The sequence below is a fragment of the Peribacillus sp. TH27 genome, from assembly GCF_016650915.1.
Lineage (GTDB): Bacteria > Bacillota > Bacilli > Bacillales > DSM-1321 > Peribacillus > Peribacillus butanolivorans.
On the sequence record NZ_JAEKEV010000002.1, the window covers coordinates 1319492 to 1345691 of the forward strand.

Consider the following 26200-nt stretch of genomic DNA (forward strand, 5'->3'; position numbering starts at 1 on the left):
CTCTCTCTTAATCGTTCGTTCGTGCGGCGATTTCCTTTACAGGTGCAAAACTCCTCCTATGCCAAGGTGTAAGCCCGTGATTATCGAGTGCTTCTAAATGTTGTTTAGTCCCGTACCCCATATGCTTTTCAAATCCGTATTCTGGATACGCTTCCCCATATCCCTTCATCATCCTGTCACGTGTCACCTTAGCGATAATAGAGGCAGCAGAGATAGAAATACTTCTTGCATCTCCCTTTATGAGTGAAAGTTGAGGAATCGGCACTTCAAGTTCCATCGCATCAATCAGCAAATGATCCGGGAGTTCTGAAAGATTGTTCACCGCCGCAATCATGGCTTTTTTCGTAGCTTGATATATATTGATTTCATCAATTTCTTCGCTATGTACAATGCCCACCCCGATGGATACAGCTTCCTTTAAGATAGTCTCATAAAATAGTTCCCTCTTTGACTCAGGAATTTTCTTAGAATCATTTAGCCCTGGTAGATAAAAAGATTCAGGTAAAATAACTGCACTAGTCACAACCGGTCCCGCTAGCGGCCCTCTTCCTACTTCATCGATACCGGCAAGAACTGAAAATCCCTGTTTTCGCAACTCCCGTTCAAACTCCGTCATTTTCATAAAATTATTCTTTACCTGTAGCTCTTTTTCATAGGCTCTTTGCCATTTACTTACTAAGTCTGTTACTCCTTTTCGTCCATCCTCCTGGCATTCTTTTAAGAACGAATCTTCTGGCTCGCTTACTGTTTTTAATTTTGAAGAGATTTCTTTTATACTCATGGCAGTTTTCATCATTTATCACCTATCATTTTAATTATCGGCAGTCTTGTTTCATTTCTACAGCTTAAACAAAAATACGGAGCGGAAAAGAGACATCAAAAGGTAAAAAAACCTTTTGACATCTACCTCCAGCTCCGTATCAACCCTATACACAGACATTCCTTTTAAGAATCATGTCTGTGTTCTCTAACCTCAAAAGAAGTTATTCGGGGGTATTTTCTTCTTCTTTTTCTATCGGTAGCTCAAACGTGAGCGGCCCCATCTTTTCAGAACGGATTTCTCGAACGACCAATTCTGCGGTTTTATCATAATCAATAAAGCCCCCAGATGCTAGACAACCTCTGAACTTTCCAACTGCATCAAATAGTTCTAGCGTTTCTTGAGGAATTACATCCAGATTATAACGGGATTTCAAACGATCCGGATATTCTCTTTCCAAAAAGCGAAGGCCGTATAAAGAAACTTCATGCAAGTTTAAAATCGTATCTTTGATTGCTCCTGTTAGCGCTAGTCTTAAGCCAACTTCCTGATCCTCAAATTTAGGCCAGAGGATCCCCGGAGTATCCAGAAGTTCTAATTCCTTTCCTACTTTTATCCATTGCTGTGCTTTCGTAACACCAGGTGTATTCCCTGTTTTTGCAATGTTTTTTTTAGCAAGACGATTGATTAAAGTAGATTTCCCTACGTTCGGAATACCGACAATCATAGCACGAATCGCACGCGGCTTAATTCCTCTTGATTCCATCCGATCATACTTTTCTTTTAAAAGTTTCTTAGAGGCAGCTGTAATCTGGTTTAAGCCATTTCCTGCCTGTGAGTTAATAGCGATTGCCGTTTTACCTTGTGATTTATAATACTCAAGCCACTCATTGGTTTTTACCGGATCAGCCATATCAGCCTTATTCAAAAGGATAACCCTTGGTTTATGCTGTATGATTTCATCGATCATCGGATTTCGTGAAGATGCAGGAATCCGGGCATCCACAAGTTCAAAGATGATATCGATCAGTTTTAATTTTTCTGTTACTTCCCTTCTTGCTTTGGCCATATGGCCAGGGAACCACTGTATTGTCAATGGAATCAACCTTCCTACTATTCCGCCAATCGAAAATCTTCAATCGGCCAATAAACTAATTTAGTTTTACCTAACACCTTATTGTAAGGAACAACACCAACGCCAATATGGCGGCTGTCCTTACTAAAACGGCGATTATCTCCTAAGACAAATAGATGGTCTTCAGGCACGGTTTCTTGTTCTATAACATCGCTTAATGTAAATGGTTCTGTCAAAGCCCCGCCATCAATCAACTGCTTTTTATATTCATCCAAGTATGGCTCTGCATAGGCTTTTCCATTCACGTAAAGCGTATCATCTTTATATTCTATTTTTTCGCCTGGTAACCCAATGACCCGTTTTATATAATCCTTGCCTTCAGGGGCTTCAAAAACAATAATATCGAATCTTTTCGGTTCACTAATTGAATAGGAGATTTTATTTACGAGCATGCGGTCCGTGTCCTTTAATGTCGGCATCATGGAATTGCCGTCCACGACAATCGGAGCCAGGAGGAAATAACGAATCAGCGTGGCTGCTATAACCGCGATTATGACCGCCTTAGTCCATTCCCACAATTCATTTTTCTTTTTCGTCATCCTTACCCACCCTTTTAGAAAGCATATCAACAATTATTTTAACATGTCGCGGACGCTATAGCGAGCAGGATTCTTTATAGTCTTCACCCTGATGAGCGATTATTTTTTCTTCAAGTGCAAAAAAAGGAGCCTGTTAAACAAGCTCCTTTTTTGCATAATACTGTTTGGTTACTCACCATATGTGAATCATGGCAAACCCGCATAGAGATATTCGAAGAATTAACGACGAATTTCTTTAATACGTGCTTTTTTACCACGAAGTTCGCGTAGGTAATAAAGTTTCGCACGACGTACTTTACCGTGACGGATAACTTCTAATTGCGCAATTTTTGGTGTGTGAAGAGGGAAAGCACGTTCCACTCCAACGCCGTAAGAAATCTTACGTACTGTGAAAGTTTCACTAACTCCGCCGCCACGACGTTTGATTACAACGCCTTCAAACAACTGGATACGTTCGCGAGTTCCTTCAATAACCTTTACGTGTACACGTACTGTGTCACCAGGTCTGAATGATGGAAGATCTGTGCGAAGTTGTTCTTTTGTGATATCGTTAATAAGATTTTGCATCGATTTCAACTCCTCCTGGACGCTCTTACAAATACTAATTGTTTGCAGCGGAACATCGTTATAAGACTGAGCATTTTGCCCAAGTCACAAGGTATATCCTATCATACTCTAGATGCTGATGCAATAGACATCAGTCTTCTTTTTGAATCTCTGACAATAATTTTTTTTCAACGTTCGAAAGTTCATAGCTTTCGAGCAAATCCGGTCGTCGATTCCACGTCCTGCGTAATGACTCTTTCATCCGCCATTCATCGATTTTTTTATGATTACCGGATATAAGCGTATCAGGAACTTTCATTCCCCTGAAATCTGCAGGTCTAGTATAATGGGGATGCTCTAACAAACCAGAAGAATATGAATCAAGAATCGGGGAGTCTACATTTCCTAACACGCCCGGAAGCAAGCGAACAACGCTGTCTATAATAACCATAGCACCCAATTCACCACCTGTAAGCACAAAGTCACCTATTGATATTTCATCTGTGACAATATGCTCCCGGATGCGCTCATCATACCCTTCATAATGTCCGCAAATGAAAATAAGATGATCTTCTTTCGCAAACTCTTCAGCTTTTCTCTGCGTGTAACGCTCTCCCTGTGGACATAGCAAGACAACTCGTGGCCTTTGCTCAGCGTGCCCTTTAAGGGCTTCTACGGCGTCAAAGATGGGTTGTGCCTTCAATACCATCCCTGCACCGCCACCATACGGATAATCATCTACTGTCGAATGCTTATTGTCTGCATAATCACGAAAATTGGTCACATTGTAGCTGACAGCCTGTTTTTCTGCGGCCTTTTTTAAAATTGACGAGCCAAATACCCCTTCGAACATTTCTGGAAATAGCGAAAGTACATCGATTTTCATCAGTCTAAAAGCCCTTCCATCGGTGTGATGATAACTTTTTTAGCAGATATATCTACTTCTTTCACAATTTGATCAATATATGGAATTAAAATATCCTTACTGCCAGCTTTCTTAATGACCCAAACATCATTGGCGCCCGGCGTTAGAACCTCAATGATCTCCCCTATTTCTACACCTTCATCTGTAAACACCGAACAGCCGATGATTTCATGGAAGTAGAATTCACCTTCATCCAATTTACCTAGCTGAGCTTCCTTAATTTTCAAGACTCCATTCCGGAAAGCCTCGACCTGACCGACGTTGTAGTAGTTTTCAAACGTCAATAAGTTAAAGTTTTTATGGTTGCGATGCGACCTGATAATAAGTGGCAAAGGCTTTTTCTCTGTTTCTCTAAATAAATACAGCGTATTGCCTACTTTGAAACGCTTTTCCGGAAAGTCTGTTGATGAAATAACACGGACTTCACCTAAAAGACCATGTGTGTTGACAATTTTACCTACATTAAACCAATTTTCCATTCTTTCACCTCTAACGAATTTCCGAGACGATTCCATCTTTAATGACAATAGTCTTCGTTGTCATAAGTTCGTCCCAATCTGCCCCAATTTCTACCTCAATGATACTTTGAACTTCCCGTTCCTTCAGTTCGCTTCCAGTAGGAAGGATTTCCAACTGTTCCATTTGAAATTCAAGCAGTTTGATTTTTTCTTGCCTTTGGTTTATTTCTTTTTCAAAATGAGCACGGAGACTAGCGGGCTGAAGGTTCCTAGTTTTTTCAAGTTTTTTCAGTTCAAAACGAAGCTGTTCACTCTCTTTTTGAAGCTGTAGACGTTTTGATTTGTACTTCTCGAGGAGCTGATTCTTGCTGGATTCCGTTAATACTTGGTTAACGATTACATTTTGGAGAATTTTCATTCCAGCACCTCCTATTATCTATGATTTCTTATTTCATTCAAAAAATATGTATGATAGGGTAATCTTTTTGAAAAATGGGGGTCATTCTCTTAAGTATAACGTAAATCGGTAAAAGATGCGTCTTAAAAAGGCGTAAAGTTTAAACTCCGAGTCGTATTTGAATATGATTAAAGTCGGAATTCAACTTTCTTGAAGTACAAAAAAAGGAGGGGTATTAGCCCTCCTTATTCGGAAATCTCCAAATAGATTTTCTTCTGCTGTGAGGATCCTGCTGCATATACCACAGTCCGAACCGCCTTAGCAACACGCCCTTGTTTACCGATGACCTTGCCCATGTCTTCTTTATGAACGGAGAGGACATAAACAATTCGGTCGGACTCTTCCTTCGAAGTCACGATGACTTCTTCCGGATAATCCACAAGTGCTGAAACAATTGTTTCAATTAAAGCTTTCATCAACTACCGTCGATTACTTGCTGTTTTTTGCAACATGGAATTTTTCCATGATGCCTTGTGTTGAGAATAAGTTACGAACTGTATCAGATGGTTTAGCTCCATCTTGTAACCATTTAAGAGCAAGCTCTTCGTTGATGTCAACTTTAGCTGGTTGAGTCACCGGGTTATAAGTTCCTACAACTTCAATGTAACGTCCGTCACGTGGTGAACGAGAATCTGCAACTACAATACGATAGAAAGGAGATTTTTTAGCTCCCATACGTTTTAAGCGAATTTTTACTGCCATTTTAAATAAGCACCTCCGAATAGTTTCACACAAGATAGTATAATATCAAATGTCTTGTATGTTTGTAAAGGTTTTTTTCTTAACAGGTAAAAAAAGTGTTGAAATACATGGCTTCAGCCTGTATTTACGCCTCGTTTCGACCTAAAATAAACCTTACATGAACGGGAATTTGAATCCCTTTTTCTTCCCTTTTTGCATGTTTGTAACCTGTTTCATCATCTTTTTCATTTCTTCAAATTGCTTTAGTAAACGGTTCACTTCTTGAATAGATCTGCCGCTTCCTTTGGCAATCCGTTTTTTGCGGGATGCATTCATGGTTTCTGGATGTTCCTTTTCCTGCGTTGTCATTGAACGGATGATAGCTTCAACATGACCGATCTGTTTCTCATCGATTTGAAGGTTATCCATCCCTTTCATTTTGTTCGCACCAGGAATCATTTTCAAAATGTCATCAAGCGGTCCCATATTACGCACCTGACCAAGTTGCTCAAGGAAATCATCAAAGGTAAAAGTAGCGGTACGCATCTTTTTCTCTAATTCTTTCGCTTTTTCTTCATCTACATTGGCCTGTGCTTTTTCGATAAGGGTTAATACATCACCCATACCGAGGATTCTTGAAGCCATCCGTTCTGGATGGAATGCTTCAAGTGCATCCAATTTTTCACCCATACCGACGAATTTAATCGGCGTGTTGGTAACTGAACGAATCGAAAGTGCCGCACCACCACGTGTATCCCCATCAAGTTTCGTTAATACGACCCCAGTCAGGCCAAGCTGCTCATTAAAGCTTTGGGCCACATTGACAGCATCCTGCCCGGTCATCGCATCAACAACGAGGAAGATTTCATCCGGTTTGGTCAATTCTTTGATATCTTTCAGTTCGCCCATCAGGTTTTCATCAACATGAAGACGACCTGCGGTATCAATCAACACATAATCATGATGTTCTTCCTTCGCTTTTTCGATCGCCTGTTTGGCAATTTCAACAGGACTGACCTGATCCCCAAGGGAAAAAACAGGCATGCTTAATTGTTTGCCAAGTGTTTCAAGCTGCTTAATCGCCGCCGGACGGTAAATATCAGCCGCAACGAGCAATGGCGTGCGGTTGTATTTTTTTCTAAGAAGATTGGCAAGCTTTCCGGTGGTTGTCGTTTTACCTGCCCCTTGAAGCCCTACCATCATAATGACAGTCGGTGGTTTCGAGGCAACGGCTATCTTGCTCTGTTCGCCGCCCATCAGCTCCGTCAATTCTTCCTTAACTACTTTAATTACCTGTTGACCGGGGGTTAAGCTTTTTAGCACTTCCTGGCCTACCGAACGTTCACTTACACGCTTTACAAATTCCTTCACGACTTTAAAGTTAACGTCCGCTTCAAGTAGGGCCAATCGAACTTCACGCATCATTTCTTTAACGTCTGCTTCGTTGACCTTCCCTTTTCCGCGGATCTTTTGCATCGTGCTCTGCAGTCGGTCGGCCAATCCTTCAAATGCCATATTGCCGCCTCCTAATCCAACTTCTCAAGCGTTGTGATTGCGTCAAGCAGCTTCTCTTTTGAAAAGGATTCCTTTTCTATGAGTTCCTTCATATTCGCAATCCACTGGTTACGCTCTTGAAATTTTTGAAATAACAATAGCTTTGCTTCGTATTCCTCAAGCATTGCTTCTGTTCTTTTTATATTATCATAGACTGCCTGTCTACTCACTTCGTATTCATCGGCAATCTCCCCAAGAGAGTAATCATCCAGATAGTAGAGGGACATATAGCTCTGCTGCTTCTCTGTTAACAACGATTGGTAAAAGTCATACAAATAGTTAATCCGCGTTGTCTTTTCAAGCATCTTAGCAAGCCTCCCTGCTGTTAAGTGAAAACCCTTTACAAGTTTATATTGTATAGCGTTGCCTATTTGATGTCAAGCTAAACTCCTTACCACTTGTTTGGAAAGCATTATTTTTTTCGTTTTCTCGCTTCCAGAAGGCGTTTCATCTGGCTCTCTCGTTCTGATTCGGTTAATTTCTTTTCAGATTGGTTCTGTTTCCTGCGTTCTGTCACTGGTCTTACAGATTGATTATTAGACTCTGATTTCAGGTTTGCCTTCCCTGTTATACGTGTTTTATGTGTCGCTTCTTGCACAGTTTTCAGTTTCTTGACTGTTTCAGCCGATTTTAATGATCTACTTCCTGTCTTTTTAGGAATTCCTGCAAATAGGTGCATAACTCTATGCAAGCCAAAACGCCGTATTGTAATTTCTACAAATAAAAGTAGGAACGCCGTTAATAGAAGCCAATGGCTAATGCTTTGCTTTTGTCTGGATGTGGTCTGTAAATCACGGAATGCCTGAGCCTCCGTTTTCAACTCCTGGCCACCCGAAACAGCCAACAATTCCTTGATAAGCGACTTGTTTAGACCTTGCTGCAGGTACTCTTCTGAATAGGGCACAGTGAAACCTGTTTGATACAGGTTCGTACCACCCTCATTGTTTTCCTGTTTTACACTGATATAATACATACCAGACTGCTTCGGAATAATAATTTCATATTTCCCGGGAGCGACGAGTTTTGTATTCGCATCAACTATTTGTCCATTTTCCGAAACCACATTTGCAGATAAAGGCAAGTTGTTTTGTGAGGCTGATTCTAGCATAATCACGGTTTCTTCACCACTATTTTCCTGTGTAAGAGTATATGGCTCACTTTCGAATTTAGGAAGCGTGATTGTGACCAATTGATTGAGGAAAGAGCCCCACTTACCCCAAGCAGGCCAATCGCCAGACCATTTGCCACTTAGATCCGAAGTGAAGGCCACCGTTGTCCCCATTCCATATTGCCATTGAGCGAGGACTGGATCTTCTTTTTCACTGACCAACGGCAGGAAAGCACGCTGTTTCGTCGTTGTCGCGATGTATGCATTCATCTTAGGTACTCCATCATTAAACAAGCCATTCCATTCAGGAGTATCCTGTATGGATGGATAAAACGGATTGTCCTCGATATATGTACGGCTTGCCATCACCGTTTCACGTGATAAAATGCTCGGAATTAAGGAGGCATCCGTGACATCGTAAAAACGCCCCGTTCCGAAATCGGCCAAGTCCTCGAGCAAGTTCTTATCGGCATCGCTGCCAATGGACACCGTTGAAAGTGTTATGTTCTTTTCCTTCCCGTCTTCGATTAATGCTTCATAATCGCTAGAAGTATTTGACTGACCGTCCGTCAACAAAATAATATGCTTACGCTGTAACTTTTCATCCATTAACTTGTTATACGCCATCTCAAGAGAACTGTAGATTTCCGTACCACCTCCTGGAGCAAGCGAACGGATTTTCCCCATGGCTTCTTCCTTATCCGTGAGTGGACCGGCTTCGATAATTTCCCAAGGGCGGTCATCAAAGGCAATGAACCCGAAGGTATCTTTCTCACGTAAAAGCTCTACGGACCGGGCCGCGGCTTCTTTTGCTAATGAAAGCTTGTTGCCAACCATACTGCCTGACCTGTCGAGAACAATCATTAATCCGAGCGAAGGCATTTCTTTTTTTCCTTTGATATCCATGTCCACTGGTAGCAGATGCTCAATTGGAGTCTTGAAATACCCTCCAAGTCCGAAACTATTTTCTCCTCCAGTCATCACGAACCCATTGCCGAATTCCTTGACGGATTGTTCGATTAATTTCATCTGATTTTCCGTGACAGAGGTTGCGGAAACATTGTTAAACACAATCGATTGATACTGTAAAAAGCCAGATAATGTAGTCGGCAACTTTTCTGGTACGGTCGTCTCAACAATCAGTCCGCTTCCTTTCAGAATTTTTTCAATTCGACCGGTCCCTTCTGCCTCGACAATCAGAATTTTTGGCGTCCCTTTTACTTTCGTAATCGCCTGTAGCTGATTATTTTCCGTAAAGGTGTCCTTTTCGGCAATGATTTCAGCTTTGTATACCTGTAAACCTGTATCATCTACAGTATGGTTAAATGTGTATAAATTGGACCCTTCCTTTACATCCACGTTTTTTTTGATAATTTCCTGATCGTTCAGTGAAATACGAACGGTCGCTTTTTTTGCTGAATTACTATCCACTTCTAAAGAGAGCTCCGTTTTTTCTCCTTGATATAAGGAAGGAGGTATCGTTAAATTCCTGAGAGCAATGTCCTCGCCAGCCTCCTCAATTAAAGGGATCACATCGAGTTCGATGTTTTTGTTCTTTAGTAATTTTGCCCCTTCCACGGCATTGCCGGAAGTTTCATTGCCATCCGAAAAAAGCACAATCCTGCCGCTTGAGTGACTCGGAATAAGCGATGAGGCAAACTGAATTCCAGACTCTAAACGGCTTGCATCTTCATCAACTTTGCCACTATATTGAGTAGTGGATGAATGTTTTGTCGTCATTGACTGCTCGGCAACAGCACTGTCACCAAATGCAGCCACCGCAAACGAGTCATCTTTATCCATTTCCTCCGTGCTTTTCTCAATCCAGGCAAGCGTTTTAGCTTCCGAATCTTTGACACTTGCAGAACGATCGACTAAAAAAACGACCGTAGATCCCTTGAGAGGCAGTAATATTTGCGGAACTGTAAGAGCTAAGATGATGAGTAAAAAGATCAAGGACCGCAGTACCGCAACCACCGTCGTTTCCTTTTGCTTAGCCTGATGTCGGGATTTAAGGAGATAAAAATAAATAAGTCCTGCACAGGGAATGAGTAATAGAAAAATCAGAGGATAGGTAAACTCAACGCCCACGACGATACACCTCCCATTCGAACATCAACAGTAGAAGGGCCACACATGCTAGCCAATACCATAAAAAATTCTGTTTATTATCGGATACCACTTTCATTTCGGTCGATTTTGAATTTATACTGAATGAAGGAGCAGAGATGATTTCTTTTTCACGTTCGTCAAGCAACACGGAAAAATAAAACACCTGATCTCCTGATACTGCTTCGTATGTACCAGGCATACTTGGAGCCTTAAAACCTTCTTTCTGTAAGTCTACGGAATAGAGATTATTTCCAGACTCAGAGAAAATAGCTAGTTTTTGTGTATCCTTCCCAAGGTTCAACCACTTTTCTTCACCAGGCTGGTAGTACCCCAGAAAATTCGTTTGCTGTGTCAGCCATTGAAATGAGTTATATAAAAAGATTGGAAAACCCGGCTGCAACGGCCAATCACTATCAGCAACAGAAAAGTTCAAGGCAATGATTGGTTGGCCTTGATATGTTCCTTTTTGAATGAGTGGAAGGTCGCCGCTTACGAGTACATTTGTCCATTGTTTATTGATAGGAGGGGATGTTGATTCAATATAAATTTTCTCTGTTTGAACATACTCCATCAAGGGATCATCCGTTCCTAACAGCTTTTCTGTTAATTTTTGTTTTCCTTTTTTAGCCTCGTTCACAAATAGCAGCGGATATGAACCAAGTTCTTCTAGTTCCATCCCTTGAGCAATCACAACCCCATCCTTTCTAACTTTTTCTTTATCTTCAAGTTGGATGACGTCAAGCCCTATTGTTTCAAGAGCATTAATGAGAAAAGCATTCACATTTCCGACTGCATAAACCTTTTCATAAATCGCCGATTGAATAGCCGTCATTTCGTTGTCAGCGGAATAATTATCATTCGCATTGATGGAAGCCGTGTAATAAGGCTTTTCTTTGAGTACTGGAATATCGACCGTTTTCTCACTATTGGCTTTAACAGACAGTTTTTTGATAAAAAGAACTTCTTTTCCATTCGTAACTTGGAATTCTAGGGTTTTATCCTTCTTGGTTTGATTTTCAACGACAGCCACTCCGGTAATGCCTTCTTTGCGGTTGGCCGTACCAAATGAAAGTAATGACAGATTGTCATTTTGACTACTAAAATTATGTACATCAATCGGTATATTTTCAGATAGCCCGCTAAGGTCATCTTTCACAACCCTATCAGAAAAAAGATGGATGACCGTTTCTTTTCCGTTGGAAAGTGAGTCCGCTAATTTCAGTGCTTTATCAATATTTTCATGATCATACGTTAACTCTAATGCTGCTGTTTGTTTTTTCAGTACAGCGTGGTTAGTCTCATGATTAGCACGGATGATGGGCTTTTGACCAGCTTCTATGATAGTCACTTCTTAATTATCTACTTCTTTAAGCATCTCCATCAATTCTTGTTTAGCCTTTTCAAAACGGGTAAGTTCCCCATCTTTTGCACTCATTGTAGCGGATGTGTCGATTATAAGGATAAGGTGATCGCCCGGAATTCCTTTTTGAAACCAAAAGGGACGGACTAACGAAAACATGAGGAGAAGAAGCACAAGAATCTGTAGCCAGAATAAAAGGTTATGCTGCAATTTATGAAGCCATGGGGAAGCTTGCCATTCATTCAGGACCTGCTCCCATAATAAATTGGATGAAATCGTTGTCGTTTCATATTGCTTCCGGAAAAAATAGAACAAAATCACGGCAGCGATAAAGATTATTAATAGAAAAAAGAGCGGATTAGAAATATGCATAATATCTTCACCTCAATTCATTAGCCCATGGCGTGGAAAGTCTTGAAATAAAATCGTCTGTATATCAGTTTTAGCACTGATAAGAATGTAATGGCAGCCAAAACTTCGGCATACCCCTTCAAGCTTTTGGTTATGTTTATTAAGACGAGTCTGATAGTTTCCAATGAGCGAAGGATGGATGCTTACGTTGACTGCTGTATCCATTTCACTGTCGACCAGTTTTAAGTCTCCGTTAAAAGCAGGATTTAGTTCCTCTTTTCCCAACAATTGAATGAACCAGATTTCTTGTTTTGCAGAACGCATTTTCCTCAAGGTCGCCTCCACTTTATCAAGGGGCTCAAGACCGTCGGAAATAATGATTGACAGCTGATGATTCTTCAACATTACCTTGCCCAACTGATCATAAAAATGACCACTTTTCTCGGTATCTTCTAAACCAGCAATCTCCCGAAAAACGCCTTTTCGGTGAACCGCTCCCTTTCGGCGAATCGGATGGGCAGTCTTGGACGCAACTGGAATAAAGGCCAGCCGGTCCTCACCAGCAAGGACGACAAAACTTAACGAAGCTGCAAGCTGGCGTGCCAGCTCCCATTTATCCGGGAGAGCACGCATCGACGAGGTCACATCCAAATATATAGCTACCGACAACTCTTGTTCATCGAGGAACCGTTTAATATAATGCTTTTGTGTTCGTCCATAGACATTCCAATCAATTTGCCTAACGTCATCTCCTGGTTGATAGGCCCGGAAATCGGAAAATTCAAGGGAGGTGCCAAACGCACTCGATTTCCTTGAACCTTTATGCATCCCACGTCTCCGTGTTTTCACAAGTAATCTTTTTTTCTGCAATCTTTCTAAAAAAGCATAAGAACCCATCACACTGAAAGTCCTTTCCCTAATTTGTAAGCCGATTCAACGACTTCAGCAATGATGGAATCGGCCAGCACCCCGCTTGCTTCCGCTTCAAAGTTGAGTAAAAGTCGATGCCTTAATACAGGATAAGCCGTTTGCTTTAAGTCTCCAGCAGAAACATGATAGCGTCCTGCAAACAGAGCTCTTGCCTTTGCCATTTTTATTAAGCTTTGCAGTCCACGGGGGCCACTTCCAAATTGCACATACTTTTGGACTACTTCCGGAGATTCCTCTGTATTTGGATGAGTACTGGCAATAATGGAAACCGCATAATCTAGCATTTCATCTGAGACAAGTACCTCTTTTACGAGTTTCTGCAAAAATATGACATCCTCAATTGAAGCTGCTTTTTCAATCCTTATGGTTTCTTTGCCAGTCGTTCTAAGAACAATCTGCTTCAATTCCTCCTTTGATGGGTAACTGACATGAATTTTGCAGATAAACCGGTCCATCTGTGCTTCAGGAAGTGGATATGTCCCCTCCATATCAATCGGATTCTGGGTCGCAAGCACAAAGAACGGCTGTTCAAGCTGTTTCGTTTCTCCCATCACGGTCACAGTTTTCTCACCCATTGCCTCAAGTAGCGAGCTTTGGGTCTTTGGTGTCGCAGTTTTTGCTTTTCTTTTTGCTTCACCTCTTTTAATTGCAGCTCACTTGATTGTTTAGCGAGGGCCTCAAGCGCCTTTTCGCCATCTTTCTCAAGGGCCATTTTTTTCTTTACCTCTTTCAATGCCTTTTCAACTGCCGGTTCTTTAGAATCGTTCGCTTTTTTTTCAAGCTCTTTTTTCACTTCTTCAACAATCTTCACTTCTTTTTCCAACTTCTGTGCTTCTTTCATTTCCTTGTTTGGATAAAAAATGAACAGAAGCACACATACCGCTAAGCACAATGCTGACGTCAACCATTTAGGATAGAACCACCTTTTCTTCCGGCTTAGTACTTTCTCTTGATGGATTTTCATATGACGGATTGCATCTCGAAGTTGCAGCGTTTCAAGTTCACCAGCGTTTCCTAAAAAAGCAAACCCTGTTACGACTCTGTCATCCGGAACAAATTTATTAAACAACAAAGCTGCCATCTTTTTGTCTGGTTTCCGTTTTACGACTCTATATAGAAAAAATGCTAACAGACATATTAAACCTATGAAAAAGTAACGTAAAATAAACGGAATTACCATTATGCGAGCTATAAACAACAGCAAAAATGACCATACAGCCACAGCAAGGAGCAGAAGCTGCCCCTCTTTCAGCAACAACTGTATTAAAAGTTGCTGTTGAATTGGCTTTAGAAGTTTGAGAAACTGACTTTCATCACTTATTTTTTCCTTTTTCATCGTCTAGCCTTCATACCGACCCGAAGTTTCTTTACGCTAAGTAAAACCGCGCCGATTAACAGTAAGGTATAGCAGATCAAATGTGCAGCCCATAGGGGGAAATCAATGCCCGCTAACTTCTGGATTTCCTCGGAGTATGTAGGTTCGATGAAACCGATCATGACAATTGGTGTATTAAGCATAGCCGCTATATAAGGCAGAGGGTTTGTTGTAGGTGTAACAGAATTCCCCTGCAATCCTAAAGCCATGCTGGAGAAAAGCAAAGTCAATAGGGCTGTTCCCCCGACTAAAAACAATGTGACCCCATAAGTGGTTACCATCGCGGCTATTGTTTTACGTACGAGTGTAGAGAAAAGTACGCCTATGCTGCCATACACGATGACAGTAAAAACATTGAACCCTAATACCATTAAAAGTTGTGCGGGTGAAATTCCGCCAAATAAAAACACGATGCTATATAGCGGCAAACTAGCAACCACTAACAATAACAAATAGGAAATGGATGAAATTAACTTTCCAAAAATAATACCCGCGGAGCTTTGCGACGTCGTCAATAGAATATTCAAGGTCTGTCGCTCTCGCTCACTGGAAATGACCCCAGCTGTCAGCCCTGGTGTAATGAAAAGAATCAAAGCTAACTGAACTACCGCTAAAAATATGAACATCGACCGGCTTGAATCAGGATCAATATGCCCCCCTATATTGGATAGCGATTGGATAAAGATCATGCCAATGACGATAGCTCCAATAGCAAGAACATAAAATAAAACACCTAAAAAACTTTTGAAAGAGCGAAACCGCAGTTTAAATTCTTTATTTAAGACAGGATTCATCAGCCAGCTTTTCATGACAGTTCGACCCCTTTCGTAATTTCCATAAATACGTCCTCAAGATCCGTCTCAATTTCAGCAAATGAGACAATGGGCAAATCCTGTAACATGCAAGACTTCAACAGTTTTTGTTGGGCAAATGCATCTCCTTTGAATAAAAACTGAATCGTTTCCCCATCAAGATGGACGCTGATTTGGCTAATGTCAGGATTGTCTTCAAAAAAAGCAATGGAACGCTCAACATCCTGATGTACTTTTACGATAAGACTCTTTTCGCCTTGAAGTTTATGCTGAATTTCTGCAACAGTTCCTTGCGCTTTCAATTTCCCTTGATCGATAATGCCAAGTACATCACACATCTCAGCAAGCTCCGGTAAAATATGTGATGAAATCAAAATCGTTTTCCCCATATTCTTTAACTCTTTTAATATCTCACGCATTTCCACCCGAGCACGTGGATCAAGGCCCGACGCCGGTTCATCAAGAATAAGCACCTCCGGGTCATGGATCAGGCTCCGTGCCAAACATAGTCGCTGCTTCATTCCACGCGAAAGCAAGTCAACATAAGACTCACGTTTATCGGATAAATTAACTAGTTCAAGTAACTGAGGAATCAGTTTACTCCGTTCCGACAGGGGAATTCCATAGCTAGCACCATAAAAGTCCAAATACTCCTCAGCTTTCAATTGATCGTACACCCCAAAGAAATCAGGCATATAACCGATTTGGCTGCGCACTTGTTTTGGCTCCTTCGAAATATTGTAGCCATTAATATAGGCGGTACCTGACGTTGGAGCAAGAAGGGTAGCCAAGATGGAAAAGGTCGTTGACTTTCCGGCACCATTTTGTCCGACGAATCCAAACACGGTTCCTTTGTCAATTTGCAGGTCCAGGTGATCCAATGCGGTGAAATTGCCATACTTCTTCGTTAACTGTAAAATCTCTATCATTTCGTCACTTCTCCCTTTACATTGATTTCCGGCACCCTTAAACTTGAATCGTCTTCCCTTTCTTTAATTATCTTAATTTGAATATCTCCTTCTTTTGAAATATAAGAAGAGATCTCTTCTTGTCCTTCAATCGAAATAGACCGTTCTTCAGCAGGTATAGGTTCATATTTTTCAGTTGAAAAGTTATAGAGTTCATATTGAATTTTTTGTTTACTGAACTTAATCGACAATTGCTTCGCTTTAAACGAATGATCTTTCATGATTAAAGGAACTTGACTGATATATTCATATTCACCTATTTCAAACCAATGTTCTCCGATTCCTGCTTCTTCATCATAAGAACCGCGGATGACATCCACCCAGCTTTTGAACATTTCTTTCGACAGGGTTACATCACCAGAAAAAATTGTTTCTGGTTCGAAAGTTTGAAAAATAAGATTATCTATATTCTTTTTTGGCTTTTTCGATACTTTAATATCGACTATTGAATCACTGGTCACCCCAGCAATGACAGGGTCGGTACCGGCATTTACCCCGCTAAAGAAAAAAGTTTCCGTTACATAAAGCAATTGATCTCTTCGGATTTTATCGAGGTCTATTTTTTGTCCTGCGTTCCAGTTATTCATCGGTCCTGATGTCACAGCATAAGGCTCAATCAAGAAGTCTCCCTTCAACTTTTCTTTAACCGTTAACGTTTCCCCTTTTTTTAACTTACCAAGATTAATTCTTTCTTGGCCTGACATGATTAGCAATTCTTTAAAGTCATATGGTGTTTCATTATGAATCGTTCCGGTCAAGGTTTTATTTTCAACTGTCAAATCAGTCTTGAATTGACCAACATTCCCTTTATAAACTTTTCCAAGTAATGACCGAGTTGACCAATATTCAACGTTTGGAAAGATAAGTTCTGTATCTACCGCTTTTTCCTCAAGGATTGGTGACCGTTTAATGTTTCCTCCTAAGCTTTCCTGCGTCATTGGCAAAGCTGTCATCTCATTTTTTGGGAAAGACAGTGCATAATCCCCACCTTTATTGGAGAGGAGGACATCAGATTGAAGCCCGACAAGTTGACCATCCTTAGAATGATAGATTCCGAGTTGATTCAGTTGCGGCTGAGCAAGACGGTCTTTCGCCCCGACAGTAAAAGTCAAGACTGACGTGATGCAGGCAATCAAAGGAATAATCCACCATGCATGCTCTCTTTTGTCGATTTTTTTCAAAACTACATATAAAATAGGTACAATAATTACGATATAAGCACACAGTAGAAATAATAATTGTCCGATCGATAAGGTAGTATCATCAAAATAGCTATTGGGCTCATTCAATTCCCATTGCGCCTGCTCCAAGAAATTTTCCGTTGAAGAAAATGAGTTTATGTCTGCCTGATTTAAAATCTTTTCAAGCCAGGTACCATACCCTTTCCATGAAGCTAGCGGCTGGTCTCCAAGTGAAAAGCCTGTTTGAACAATTACCCCGTTGCCGTACTGTTTTTTCACAACTGCCGGAAATTCACCGCTTTTTGTGAGAATTTCCGCTCCCTTCTCTACATCACCTATAAAGCCAGGTATATAGCTAAAGGAAGGCCTATCCTTTTCCTTTTTGGCAAAAAGGGCAGTTTCAAGCTTAACCTCTTTATCCATTTTCATCGGTAGAAGATCATAAATGGATCCATATTGCTGTGCTCCATTTGGTGATGCTCCAGCAATTAAAATACCCCCGGATTTGATCCAGCCTTTTAACGCTTCTTGCTGCGCTGCATCCAAAGCAGCTATTCCATATTCGTCAATAATCAAATAACTTAACATTTCAAGGCCCATAGAACGACTTGGTAGTTCTTCCTTTGTCAGTTCAATCATCGTGGAGTCTGTTGATGGCAAAACCCTTAATTCAGTCAACCGGTCGTACTTTTGACTTAATACACCAATTATGTCCTGACTTTCATCATAATATTTCGGTGTTAATATCTTTGGACCTGAATAGTCTACTTCTTTACCATTCTGCCAATCTCCCTCATAGAGATAAATCGACTTATTCAATACGTTTCCATTGTAATTATCATCTGTGTAGCCCGGAAGTGAAATCGAATAGGTTTTCGAACTTCCCTTTGGCAACTCTACTTTTAGGGCCTGTGCCCCACCGTACTCATAAGTGGATTGAAATTGAAACATAAGCGTACCGCTAAAGGCCTCTCCTTTATTTTCAATTTGCACTTTCATTGGCATTGCCATTGAACGCTTTATGTATCCATCAAAACCTTGTTCAATCGATATTTTAATCTTCGGGTCAGCTGCTTCTGCCTGTGGCGCCAACATATGTAAAAATATGCTGAAAAGTAATAAACAAGCAGCTATTCCCTGTATTTTTCTGAACAACCTGACTCCCCCTTTTCTTTAATTAAATAGACGACCAAATACCGAAAAAGTATACAGTATTTAGGAAAAAAGTAAAGCGAATTTCAAAAAGTAATGGAGATGCGCAAAAAAAATTGACAAAAAAATCCGGAAGAGAAAATCCCTTCCGGACTACCAAAAAATATTAAGTTTCTTCTTTATCAATGATATCAGCAAAGAGGCCGTATACATATTTCTCAGCATCGAATTCCTGAAGATCGTCCATTTTTTCACCAAGCCCGACAAATTTAACGGGAATAGATAGCTCGTTGCGGATTGCCAAGACAATTCCACCTTTCGCTGTGCCATCAAGCTTCGTTAAGACTATTCCAGAAACATTGGTCGCTTCCTTGAACGTCTTCGCTTGAATAAGCGCATTTTGTCCTGTTGTTGCATCAAGAGCAAGTAACACTTCATGTGGTGCACCAGGTATTTCACGTTCAATTACACGTTTCACCTTTTCCAATTCCTTCATTAAATTCACTTTATTTTGCAAACGTCCAGCTGTATCACAAATCAGGATATCCGCCTTACGTGCCTTAGCAGCCTGAATGGCATCGAACATAACCGCGGCAGGATCAGAACCTTCTCCTTGCTTGATTACACTGACACCAACACGTTCTCCCCATACCTCGAGCTGTTCAATCGCTCCGGCACGGAATGTATCACCAGCTGCTAATACAACCGATTTACCTTCTGCCTTAAACTTATGAGCAAGTTTACCAATTGTCGTTGTTTTACCTACCCCATTCACTCCGACAAACAGAATGACAGTTAAACCATCTTCTTGTATGTTCAGGCTTGATGTCTCTTCCTCATCACCTTGATAGATTTCAACAAGTTTTTCGGAAATAACAGATTGCACTTCTCTCGTATCAGAGATATTGCGGAGTTTCACTTCCATTTTTAATTGATCGATTAATTCCATTACCGTATCGAAGCCTACGTCAGCCTGGATAAGGATTTCCTCAAGTTCTTCAAAAAAGTCTTCATCCACTTTCCGGTAACGGGCAACGAGTTCATTAACCCGTCCAGTAAAGGAATTCCTCGTCTTAGTTAAACCTTGCTTAAATTTTTCGCCAATGGATACTTCTACTTCTTTTTCTTCCTGGGTCGTAAATTTTTCTTTTAGCTTCTTGAAAAAACTCATTGTCCCACTTCCTCTAATTCATGAATTTATACTTCTACAAAGTTCTCTGATTCTTCCATGCGGACGGAAACGAGTTTGGAGACACCTGACTCCTGCATCGTAATGCCATAGAGGACATCTGCCTCCTCCATCGTACCTTTACGATGAGTAATCACGATAAACTGTGTTTCCCTACTGAATTTCTTTAAAAATTGGCTGAAACGTACTACGTTCGCCTCATCAAGAGCTGCCTCGACTTCATCAAGGATACAGAAAGGCACTGGTCGAACTTTTAAAATGGAGAATAAAAGTGCAATCGCGGTCAACGCTCGTTCTCCACCGGATAAGAGACTTAAATTCTGCAATTTTTTCCCCGGTGGCTGAGCAATGATATCTACTCCCGTATTAAGTAAATCATCTTGATTTGTCAGCTTCAACTCAGCTCTACCCCCGCCAAACAACGCTTTAAAGACTTGCTCAAACTCTTCACGAATCGCATAGAAGGTATCCGCAAAGCGGCGTTTCATTTCATCATCCATCTCATCGATAACTTGGAATAATGTATCTTTCGCCTGCTGAAGATCTTCCTTTTGGCTAAGAAGGAACTCATAGCGTTCGGCCACACGCGCGTATTCCTCAATAGCCCCTAAATTAACCGTCCCTAATTCCTCGATGGCAAGTTTGATGAGCTTCACCTTCTTTTGAGCTTCTTCTACAGGCATCACCAATGGATACTGTTCTTTAGCCCCTTCAAAGGATAGCGTATATTCCTCGCGTAAATGGTCTAGCCGATTTTCTAATTCCACATCAAGTCGGGTTAGTTTAACCTCTTCATCCTTAATCACTTCAACGATACCCTTATAAAGACGGCTTTCCTCTTTTAAGGATATTTCAAACGCTTCAACCTGCGATTGCATTTCGGCTTTTTCTTGTTTTTTCACAAAAATTTCTTCAATTGCTCTATTTTTATCAAGCAATTTCTGCTGTGCCATATCCTCAAGTGTTTCTTCTCCACTCGAACTGTCAGTCATTTCATTAGTCAAGAGTCCCAAATCATCCTTATTTTCAGCAAGTCTGCTTGTTTCTTTTTCAAGATCAGATTCAAGGCGCTCCATCTTTTCTTTTTGGTTTTGTAGCTGTCCACGTTTAGAGGCCAATGTAACTCTTAACTCATTTGTTTCTTCAGAAAGGCTCTCTTTTGAGGTTTGTTGAGATTGTTTTTGTTTCGTCATATCAGCAATTAATCGGTCAAGCTCTTCAATTTCAGTTTTACATGAATCCAAGAGCTCTTCCAATTCTTCCAGTCTAGCTGTTTTTTGCTGTTGCTCTTCTAAATATGAATTTTTATCCAAATCATAAAGATGCAGACGATCATTCACATTTCTTTCCTGCAGCTCCACTTCACGAAGTTCACCCTTTAGAGATTGTTCTTGTAAACGAAGGGTTTCACCTGCTTTTCTGGTTTGTTCAAGCGTTTGCTCTTGAACACCAACATCCACTTTAAACTGTTTGACCTGCTTTTCAAGCTGGTTCGTTTTCGATTCCATGGCGGCAAGTTTTTGGTGCAGTTCTTCCAATTCAGTTTTCCTTGAAAGCAGAGAGGTTGTTTTTTGCTTAAGCGCTCCACCTGTCATTGAACCACCTGGATTGACGACATCCCCTTCAAGCGTTACAAAGCGGAAACGGTGCTGCACCATTTTTGCCAGGTCATTAGCACCCTTTAAATCTGTCGTGATAATGACGGTGCCAAGTAGGTTTGCCGCGATTGCTGCATGTCTTTCATCATATTGGATTAATGATGAACCAGTCCCGACAAAAGCAGCATGGTTTTTCAGCATCGATAATTGGTTCGGTGAAATCTCTCTTCCTTTTATGACTGATAAAGGCAAGAAAGTCGCTCGGCCGTACCGATTTTTCTTCAGGAAGGAGATGGCTTCACGTGCATGCTCTTCGCGCTCTACAACCACATGCTGCATCGCTCCACCCAGTGCCGTTTCAATGGCCGTTTCATATTCCTTTGGAACCTTAATTAATTCTGCAACTGCCCCTTCAATGCCTCGAAGGGTTTCTTTCGCTTTTAAAACTTCTTTAACACCTTGAAAAAAGCCTGCATAATCCTCTTCCATTTCTTCAAGCAGCTCTTTGCGTGATTTTGCTTGTTGAAGGAATTGATAGGCCTTATATAGTGTCGTTTCTTGTTTTTGATACGTATCTTTTGCTGCATTTAGTTTATTCTGCTGATTTCGGAAAAAAGAAACATGGTCTTCAAGCTGCTTGGTCACCTTTTCCATCAGCTGTGTATATTCCTTTTTTTTTGCGGTGATATCTGTTCTTTCCTTTAAAAACTTTTCGTTTTCCTGATCAAGCTTGGCATTTTTATGTTCCTGCTGTGTAAGCTGCTGAAGCAGGTATTGCTTTTCATTTTTTGCCGATGCTTGCTTGTTCAACCACTCGATGTAGTCACTCTTTTTCACTTCGATCATGGCTTCGATATCGCTATTGAATAGGCCTAGGCTTTTTTGCTTTTCATGTAAAATTTCTTGTATGCCCTTTACTTCGGAGTTGAGTGCATTTAGAATTTCCGTTTCTCTTTCCTTTTGTGAAGACAAACGCTCAACCGCTGCTTCGCCTTCTACGATCGCTTTTTCAAGCTGTGACTTATTTTGGGCAGCATTTTTTTTTCGTTCTTTCAATACTTCTTTACGGCCTTCAAGCTTTTCAAGCTCTTCACTCGCATTCAACAGTATTTCCTGAAGTCCATTAATTGATGTCTCAAGTGTGGCTAGATCGCCCCGGACATTTTTGAGATGCTCTTCCCGCTCATGAAGCTGGCCACCCATTTGTTGCTCCATCTCATTATGTTTTTCAAGCTCTTGGGACAAGCTTTCCCATTTTGCATAAAGTTCTTCTATTTCAAAAACGGTTAAAGCTACTTCTATTTGTTCAAGCTCCTCTTTCTTCTCCAAATATTCCTTGGCGAGGGAAGATTGAATTTTTAACGGTTCCACTTGGCCCTCTAATTCATGGAGAATATCATGGACCCGGTTTAAGTTATCCTGTGTTTCCGTTAGCTTCGATTCAGCTTTACGTTTTCTTGTTTTATATTTTAAGACGCCGGCTGCTTCTTCAAAGATAACACGTCTTTCTTCTGCCTTACTGCTTAGGATTTCTTCTACTTTCCCTTGGCTAATGATAGAAAATGCTTCGCGACCAAGACCAGAATCCATAAACAATTCAATGATATCTTTCAGTCGGCAACCTTGATTATTAATGAAAAATTCACTTTCACCCGATCGATACACCCGTCTTGTCACACTGACTTCATGAAAGTCAATCGGCAGGGTATTGGTCTCGTTATCAAGGGTCAAGGACACCTCTGCAAAATTTAACGCTTTTCTCGTGTCACTTCCTGAAAAGATGATATCTTCCATTTTTGCACCACGCAGCGATTTTGCAGACTGCTCTCCAAGTACCCATCGGACTGCGTCGGTCACATTACTTTTACCGCTTCCGTTTGGTCCAACCACTGCCGTGACACCAGGTACAAAATCAATCGAAATTTTATCTGCGAAAGATTTAAATCCTACAACGTCCAAGCGTTTGAGGAACATGACCTTTCCTCCTCTACTGTTCAACTATCTTGTTGAGCTTTTTTCTTTTAAAACGATCAATGCGTGCTCGGCAGCATGCTGCTCCGCTTCTTTTTTCGATTTTCCTACTCCAGAACCCAAATCTTCTCCATTCAAAGAGACAGTCGAAACAAATTCACGATTATGGGCCGGCCCTTTTTCATGCAAAATTTTATATTGCAGGACACCGATAGCATCTCTCTGTATGAGCTCTTGAAGCTGGCTCTTATAATCCATCACATGAGAAAAAGCACCCTCGTCTATCTTCGGAAATACAACATTTTTCAAAAACTGCACAACTGGCTCTAATCCTTGATCGAGGTACAAAGCCCCTATATAAGCTTCAAATACATCCGCAAGCATGGCAGGACGTTCTCTTCCGCCTGTCATTTCTTCCCCTTTTCCGAGTAATACATATTCCCCGTAAGAAAGACTATTGGCAAAGGCAACAAGTGATGGCTCACAGACAATGGCTGCCCTTAATTTTGTAAGCTCCCCTTCACTCATCATCGGATATTTTTGATACAAGTATTTAGATATAGTCAGTTCAAGTACAGCGTCTCCTAAGAATTCAAGCCTTTCGTTATCTTCATAAGGCTTACGGCGATGCTCATTCACATAAGATGAATGTGTAAAAGCTTGTTTCAATAAATTTTCATCTTGAAAATAGAAACCTAAACTTTCTTGTAACTGTTTAAATTTATTATCTTTGATTGATGGTTTACGATTATTTCCGTTCCTACGTATCACACAAAACCCTCCACAACGGTTCAAAAAAAACATATTTTTCCAATATATAAAAAGAAACTTGGCAGGAATTCCTGTCAAGCCTTCCTATGTACCATCATACAGTATAATCCGCTTAATGAAAACTAGCCGGCCGGCTTACAGCTAGGCAGACGGAGGCTCAGTTGGATGTATACTTATTCCCTTAAAATCGGCCGCTGCTTCAGGCTTCTTTAAGTATAAGAGAAAGCTCCGTTAAAAAACGGAGCTTTTAGTCAAAGGACATTTCATTACATAGTGCTTTTTATGTAATTCACAGCATCACCTACTGTGGCGATTTTTTCAGCATCATCGTCCGAAATTTCCATATCAAACTCGTCTTCAAATTCCATAACTAGTTCGACTACATCTAGGGAATCGGCACCAAGATCTTCTTTGAAAGAAGCTTCAAGTTTCACTTCTGATTCTTCAACGTTCAAACGATCTACAACGATTTTAGTTACTCTTTCTAATACATCTGCCAATGTGTTCACCTCCCCTCAAAACATTATAAATTAATTTTGAAAAAAATCAAGAAAATCTACATAACCATGCCGCCATCAACATGAAGTGTTTGTCCAGTCATATATTTGCTTGCATCTGAAGCCAGGAAAGACGTCACTGCAGCTATGTCTTTAGGGTCACCAAAACGTGCCAGTGGAATTTGATCCAGCATCGCTTTTTGGACATCTTCAGGCAATTCCCCTGTCATATCCGTCGAGATAAAGCCTGGAGCAATCGCATTGACCGTAATCCCTCTTGATGCAAGTTCCTTGGCTGTAGTTTTAGTCAAGCCGATCACACCAGCTTTGGCCGCTACATAATTAGCCTGCCCTGCATTTCCGCTAACGCCGACGATTGATGCCATATTGATGATCCTTCCGCTACGTTGCTTCATCATTTGTCTAGTGACTGCTTTTGTGCAAAGGAACACACCTTTTAAATTCGTATTAATGACTGAATCCCATTCTTCTTCTTTCATCCGCATCAGTAGGTTATCACGTGTGATACCAGCATTATTAACTAGAATATCTACTCGGCCAAACTGTTCGATGACCTCTTTGATCATGCTTGTTACCGATTCACTATTTGCAACATCACATTGAATCGCGAATGCTTTACGGCCCAATGCCTTGATTTCACTTACCACTTCATTGGCTTTCGATTCGCTGCCAGCATAATTGATAGCAACATCTGCTCCCTGTCGAGCAAGTTCTAAAGCAACTTCCCTTCCAATACCACGGGATGCTCCAGTTACAAGTGCTTTTTTACCTTCTAAGATCATGCTTATACCCCCTTCAATGCTTCAACTGTTTTAGTTAGAGTATCTAGATCGGAAACTGAGTAAATGTTAACAGAACGATCAATTTTCTTTATTAATCCGCCTAATACTTTTCCAGGACCTACTTCGATGAACGTATCAACACCTAATTCAAGTAGTTTTTTTACGCAATCTTCCCAAAGTACAGGTGAGTACAGCTGTTCAATTAATTTTTCTTTAATTTCTGCCGGAGCGGTAATAGGGTTTGCCGTTACATTTGAAATCACTGGTATTTCCGCTTGTTGAAAGCTCACTTCATCAAGTACATTCTGTAATTTCTCAGCCGCTGGTTTCATCAATTCTGAATGAAACGGCCCGCTTACTTCAAGTGGAAGTGCCCGCTTTGCTCCATTTTCCTTTGCTTTTGCACTAGCCAGCTTTACGCCTTCTGTAGTCCCTGAAATGACAATTTGCCCCGGACAATTTATATTAGCTAATTGAACAGATTCCCCTGTTACAGTAATTTCAGCAGTTATTTCAGTAAGTGCTTCACGGTCCATTCCTAGAATCGCAGCCATTGAGCCTTGACCATTCGGTACCGCAGCTTCCATGAATTCGCCACGCTTACGGACAGTATAAACGGCATCTTCAAAAGAAATAGCACCTGACGCTACTAATGCAGTATATTCTCCTAAACTATGTCCTGCCGTAAAATCGGGTTTGATGCCTTCTTCTTCTAATGCCCTAACAAAGGCATAACTTGTAGTCAATAATGCGGGTTGCGCATTGTAGGTTACCGTTAATTCTTGTTGTGTTCCATTAAAGATAAGCTCAGAAAGTGGAAAATCAAGTTTTTCATCCGCTGTTCGGAAAATTTGCTGAGCTCGCTCGTTTTCCTGAAATAAGTTCTGACCCATTCCTATTGACTGTGAACCTTGTCCTGGAAAGACAAAAGCAATTTTACCCATCAGTTAATCCCCTACCTCTATAA

At 40.9% G+C, this 26200-nt stretch carries 25 protein-coding genes and 1 pseudogene; all 26 read right to left on the reverse strand.

Going from position 1 to position 26200, the window contains the following annotated elements:
* Positions 1–7: 7 nt before the first annotated feature.
* The 26 genes and pseudogenes from JFU24_RS07725 to fabD all read right to left on the reverse strand — a co-directional run bounded on the left by JFU24_RS07725 (position 8) and on the right by fabD (position 26177).
* A complete protein-coding gene (locus tag JFU24_RS07725) occupies positions 8–793 on the reverse strand; it encodes a ribonuclease HII (protein WP_116821772.1) in 786 nt (261 codons plus the stop codon).
* 190 nt (positions 794–983) lie between these two features.
* Complete coding sequence (gene ylqF, locus JFU24_RS07730; protein WP_053345306.1) at positions 984–1856, reverse strand: ribosome biogenesis GTPase YlqF; 873 nt, start codon at positions 1854–1856, stop codon at positions 984–986.
* Positions 1857–1873: 17 nt separating this feature from the next.
* Complete coding sequence (gene lepB, locus JFU24_RS07735) at positions 1874–2434, reverse strand: signal peptidase I (protein ID WP_053345305.1); 561 nt, start codon at positions 2432–2434, stop codon at positions 1874–1876.
* A gap of 219 nt (positions 2435–2653) precedes the next feature.
* Positions 2654–3001 carry a 50S ribosomal protein L19 gene (rplS, locus tag JFU24_RS07740; RefSeq protein WP_053345304.1) on the reverse strand — a complete coding sequence of 116 codons (348 nt, stop codon included), beginning with the start codon at positions 2999–3001 and terminating at the stop codon, positions 2654–2656.
* A 130-nt stretch (positions 3002–3131) separates the two neighbouring features.
* Entirely contained in the window at positions 3132–3866 is a 735-nt protein-coding gene (gene trmD, locus JFU24_RS07745; RefSeq protein WP_201249820.1) for a tRNA (guanosine(37)-N1)-methyltransferase TrmD, read from the reverse strand.
* Positions 3866–4384 (reverse strand): ribosome maturation factor RimM, encoded by a 519-nt coding sequence (gene rimM / locus JFU24_RS07750; RefSeq protein ID WP_053345302.1) that lies wholly within the window; start codon positions 4382–4384, stop codon positions 3866–3868. Before rimM ends, trmD begins: the two co-directional genes overlap by 1 nt.
* 10 nt (positions 4385–4394) lie before the next feature.
* Positions 4395–4781, reverse strand: a complete 387-nt coding sequence (locus tag JFU24_RS07755) for a YlqD family protein (protein WP_053345301.1) — start codon at positions 4779–4781, stop codon at positions 4395–4397.
* A 224-nt stretch (positions 4782–5005) separates the two neighbouring features.
* A complete protein-coding gene (locus JFU24_RS07760) occupies positions 5006–5236 on the reverse strand; it encodes a KH domain-containing protein (protein WP_053345300.1) in 231 nt (76 codons plus the stop codon).
* A gap of 13 nt (positions 5237–5249) precedes the next feature.
* Complete coding sequence (gene rpsP / locus JFU24_RS07765; protein WP_053345299.1) at positions 5250–5522, reverse strand: 30S ribosomal protein S16; 273 nt, start codon at positions 5520–5522, stop codon at positions 5250–5252.
* Between the two features lie 153 nt (positions 5523–5675).
* Positions 5676–7016, reverse strand: a complete 1341-nt coding sequence (ffh, locus tag JFU24_RS07770) for a signal recognition particle protein (RefSeq protein WP_053345298.1) — start codon at positions 7014–7016, stop codon at positions 5676–5678.
* An 11-nt stretch (positions 7017–7027) separates the two neighbouring features.
* On the reverse strand, positions 7028–7360 hold the full coding sequence (locus JFU24_RS07775) for a putative DNA-binding protein (RefSeq protein ID WP_056526708.1): 333 nt from the start codon (positions 7358–7360) through the stop codon (positions 7028–7030).
* Positions 7361–7467: 107 nt separating this feature from the next.
* Positions 7468–10254: a VWA domain-containing protein gene (locus JFU24_RS07780; RefSeq protein WP_201249821.1), complete on the reverse strand. Its 2787-nt coding sequence runs from the start codon at positions 10252–10254 to the stop codon at positions 7468–7470.
* On the reverse strand, positions 10244–11623 hold the full coding sequence (locus tag JFU24_RS07785) for a hypothetical protein (RefSeq protein ID WP_242485301.1): 1380 nt from the start codon (positions 11621–11623) through the stop codon (positions 10244–10246). The genes JFU24_RS07780 and JFU24_RS07785 overlap by 11 nt, the downstream gene beginning before the upstream one ends.
* Before the next feature lie 3 nt (positions 11624–11626).
* Positions 11627–12007 carry a vWA domain-containing protein gene (locus tag JFU24_RS30205; RefSeq protein WP_242485302.1) on the reverse strand — a complete coding sequence of 127 codons (381 nt, stop codon included), beginning with the start codon at positions 12005–12007 and terminating at the stop codon, positions 11627–11629.
* Positions 12008–12019: 12 nt separating this feature from the next.
* A complete protein-coding gene (locus JFU24_RS07790) occupies positions 12020–12814 on the reverse strand; it encodes a DUF58 domain-containing protein (protein ID WP_242485303.1) in 795 nt (264 codons plus the stop codon).
* A 68-nt stretch (positions 12815–12882) separates the two neighbouring features.
* Positions 12883–13527: pseudogene (locus JFU24_RS07795) on the reverse strand (AAA family ATPase); the annotation flags it as partial.
* On the reverse strand, positions 13473–14252 hold the full coding sequence (locus JFU24_RS07800; RefSeq protein ID WP_201249823.1) for a hypothetical protein: 780 nt from the start codon (positions 14250–14252) through the stop codon (positions 13473–13475). The gene JFU24_RS07800 and the pseudogene JFU24_RS07795, both read right to left, overlap by 55 nt.
* Entirely contained in the window at positions 14249–15100 is an 852-nt protein-coding gene (locus JFU24_RS07805; protein WP_201181466.1) for an ABC transporter permease, read from the reverse strand. The genes JFU24_RS07800 and JFU24_RS07805 overlap by 4 nt, the downstream gene beginning before the upstream one ends.
* Complete coding sequence (locus tag JFU24_RS07810; protein WP_056526687.1) at positions 15097–16032, reverse strand: ABC transporter ATP-binding protein; 936 nt, start codon at positions 16030–16032, stop codon at positions 15097–15099. The genes JFU24_RS07805 and JFU24_RS07810 overlap by 4 nt, the downstream gene beginning before the upstream one ends.
* Complete coding sequence (locus JFU24_RS07815; RefSeq protein ID WP_201249824.1) at positions 16029–18407, reverse strand: hypothetical protein; 2379 nt, start codon at positions 18405–18407, stop codon at positions 16029–16031. Before JFU24_RS07815 ends, JFU24_RS07810 begins: the two co-directional genes overlap by 4 nt.
* A gap of 163 nt (positions 18408–18570) precedes the next feature.
* A complete protein-coding gene (gene ftsY, locus JFU24_RS07820; RefSeq protein ID WP_056526680.1) occupies positions 18571–19575 on the reverse strand; it encodes a signal recognition particle-docking protein FtsY in 1005 nt (334 codons plus the stop codon).
* A 26-nt stretch (positions 19576–19601) separates the two neighbouring features.
* On the reverse strand, positions 19602–23165 hold the full coding sequence (gene smc, locus JFU24_RS07825) for a chromosome segregation protein SMC (protein WP_201249825.1): 3564 nt from the start codon (positions 23163–23165) through the stop codon (positions 19602–19604).
* A 24-nt stretch (positions 23166–23189) separates the two neighbouring features.
* Positions 23190–23930, reverse strand: coding sequence for a ribonuclease III (gene rnc / locus JFU24_RS07830; protein WP_053348012.1), 741 nt, complete (start codon positions 23928–23930; stop codon positions 23190–23192).
* 269 nt (positions 23931–24199) lie between these two features.
* Entirely contained in the window at positions 24200–24433 is a 234-nt protein-coding gene (locus JFU24_RS07835; protein ID WP_053345291.1) for an acyl carrier protein, read from the reverse strand.
* A gap of 56 nt (positions 24434–24489) precedes the next feature.
* On the reverse strand, positions 24490–25233 hold the full coding sequence (fabG, locus tag JFU24_RS07840) for a 3-oxoacyl-[acyl-carrier-protein] reductase (protein ID WP_098175375.1): 744 nt from the start codon (positions 25231–25233) through the stop codon (positions 24490–24492).
* 2 nt (positions 25234–25235) lie between these two features.
* Entirely contained in the window at positions 25236–26177 is a 942-nt protein-coding gene (gene fabD / locus JFU24_RS07845) for an ACP S-malonyltransferase (RefSeq protein WP_201181473.1), read from the reverse strand.
* Positions 26178–26200: the final 23 nt, after the last annotated feature.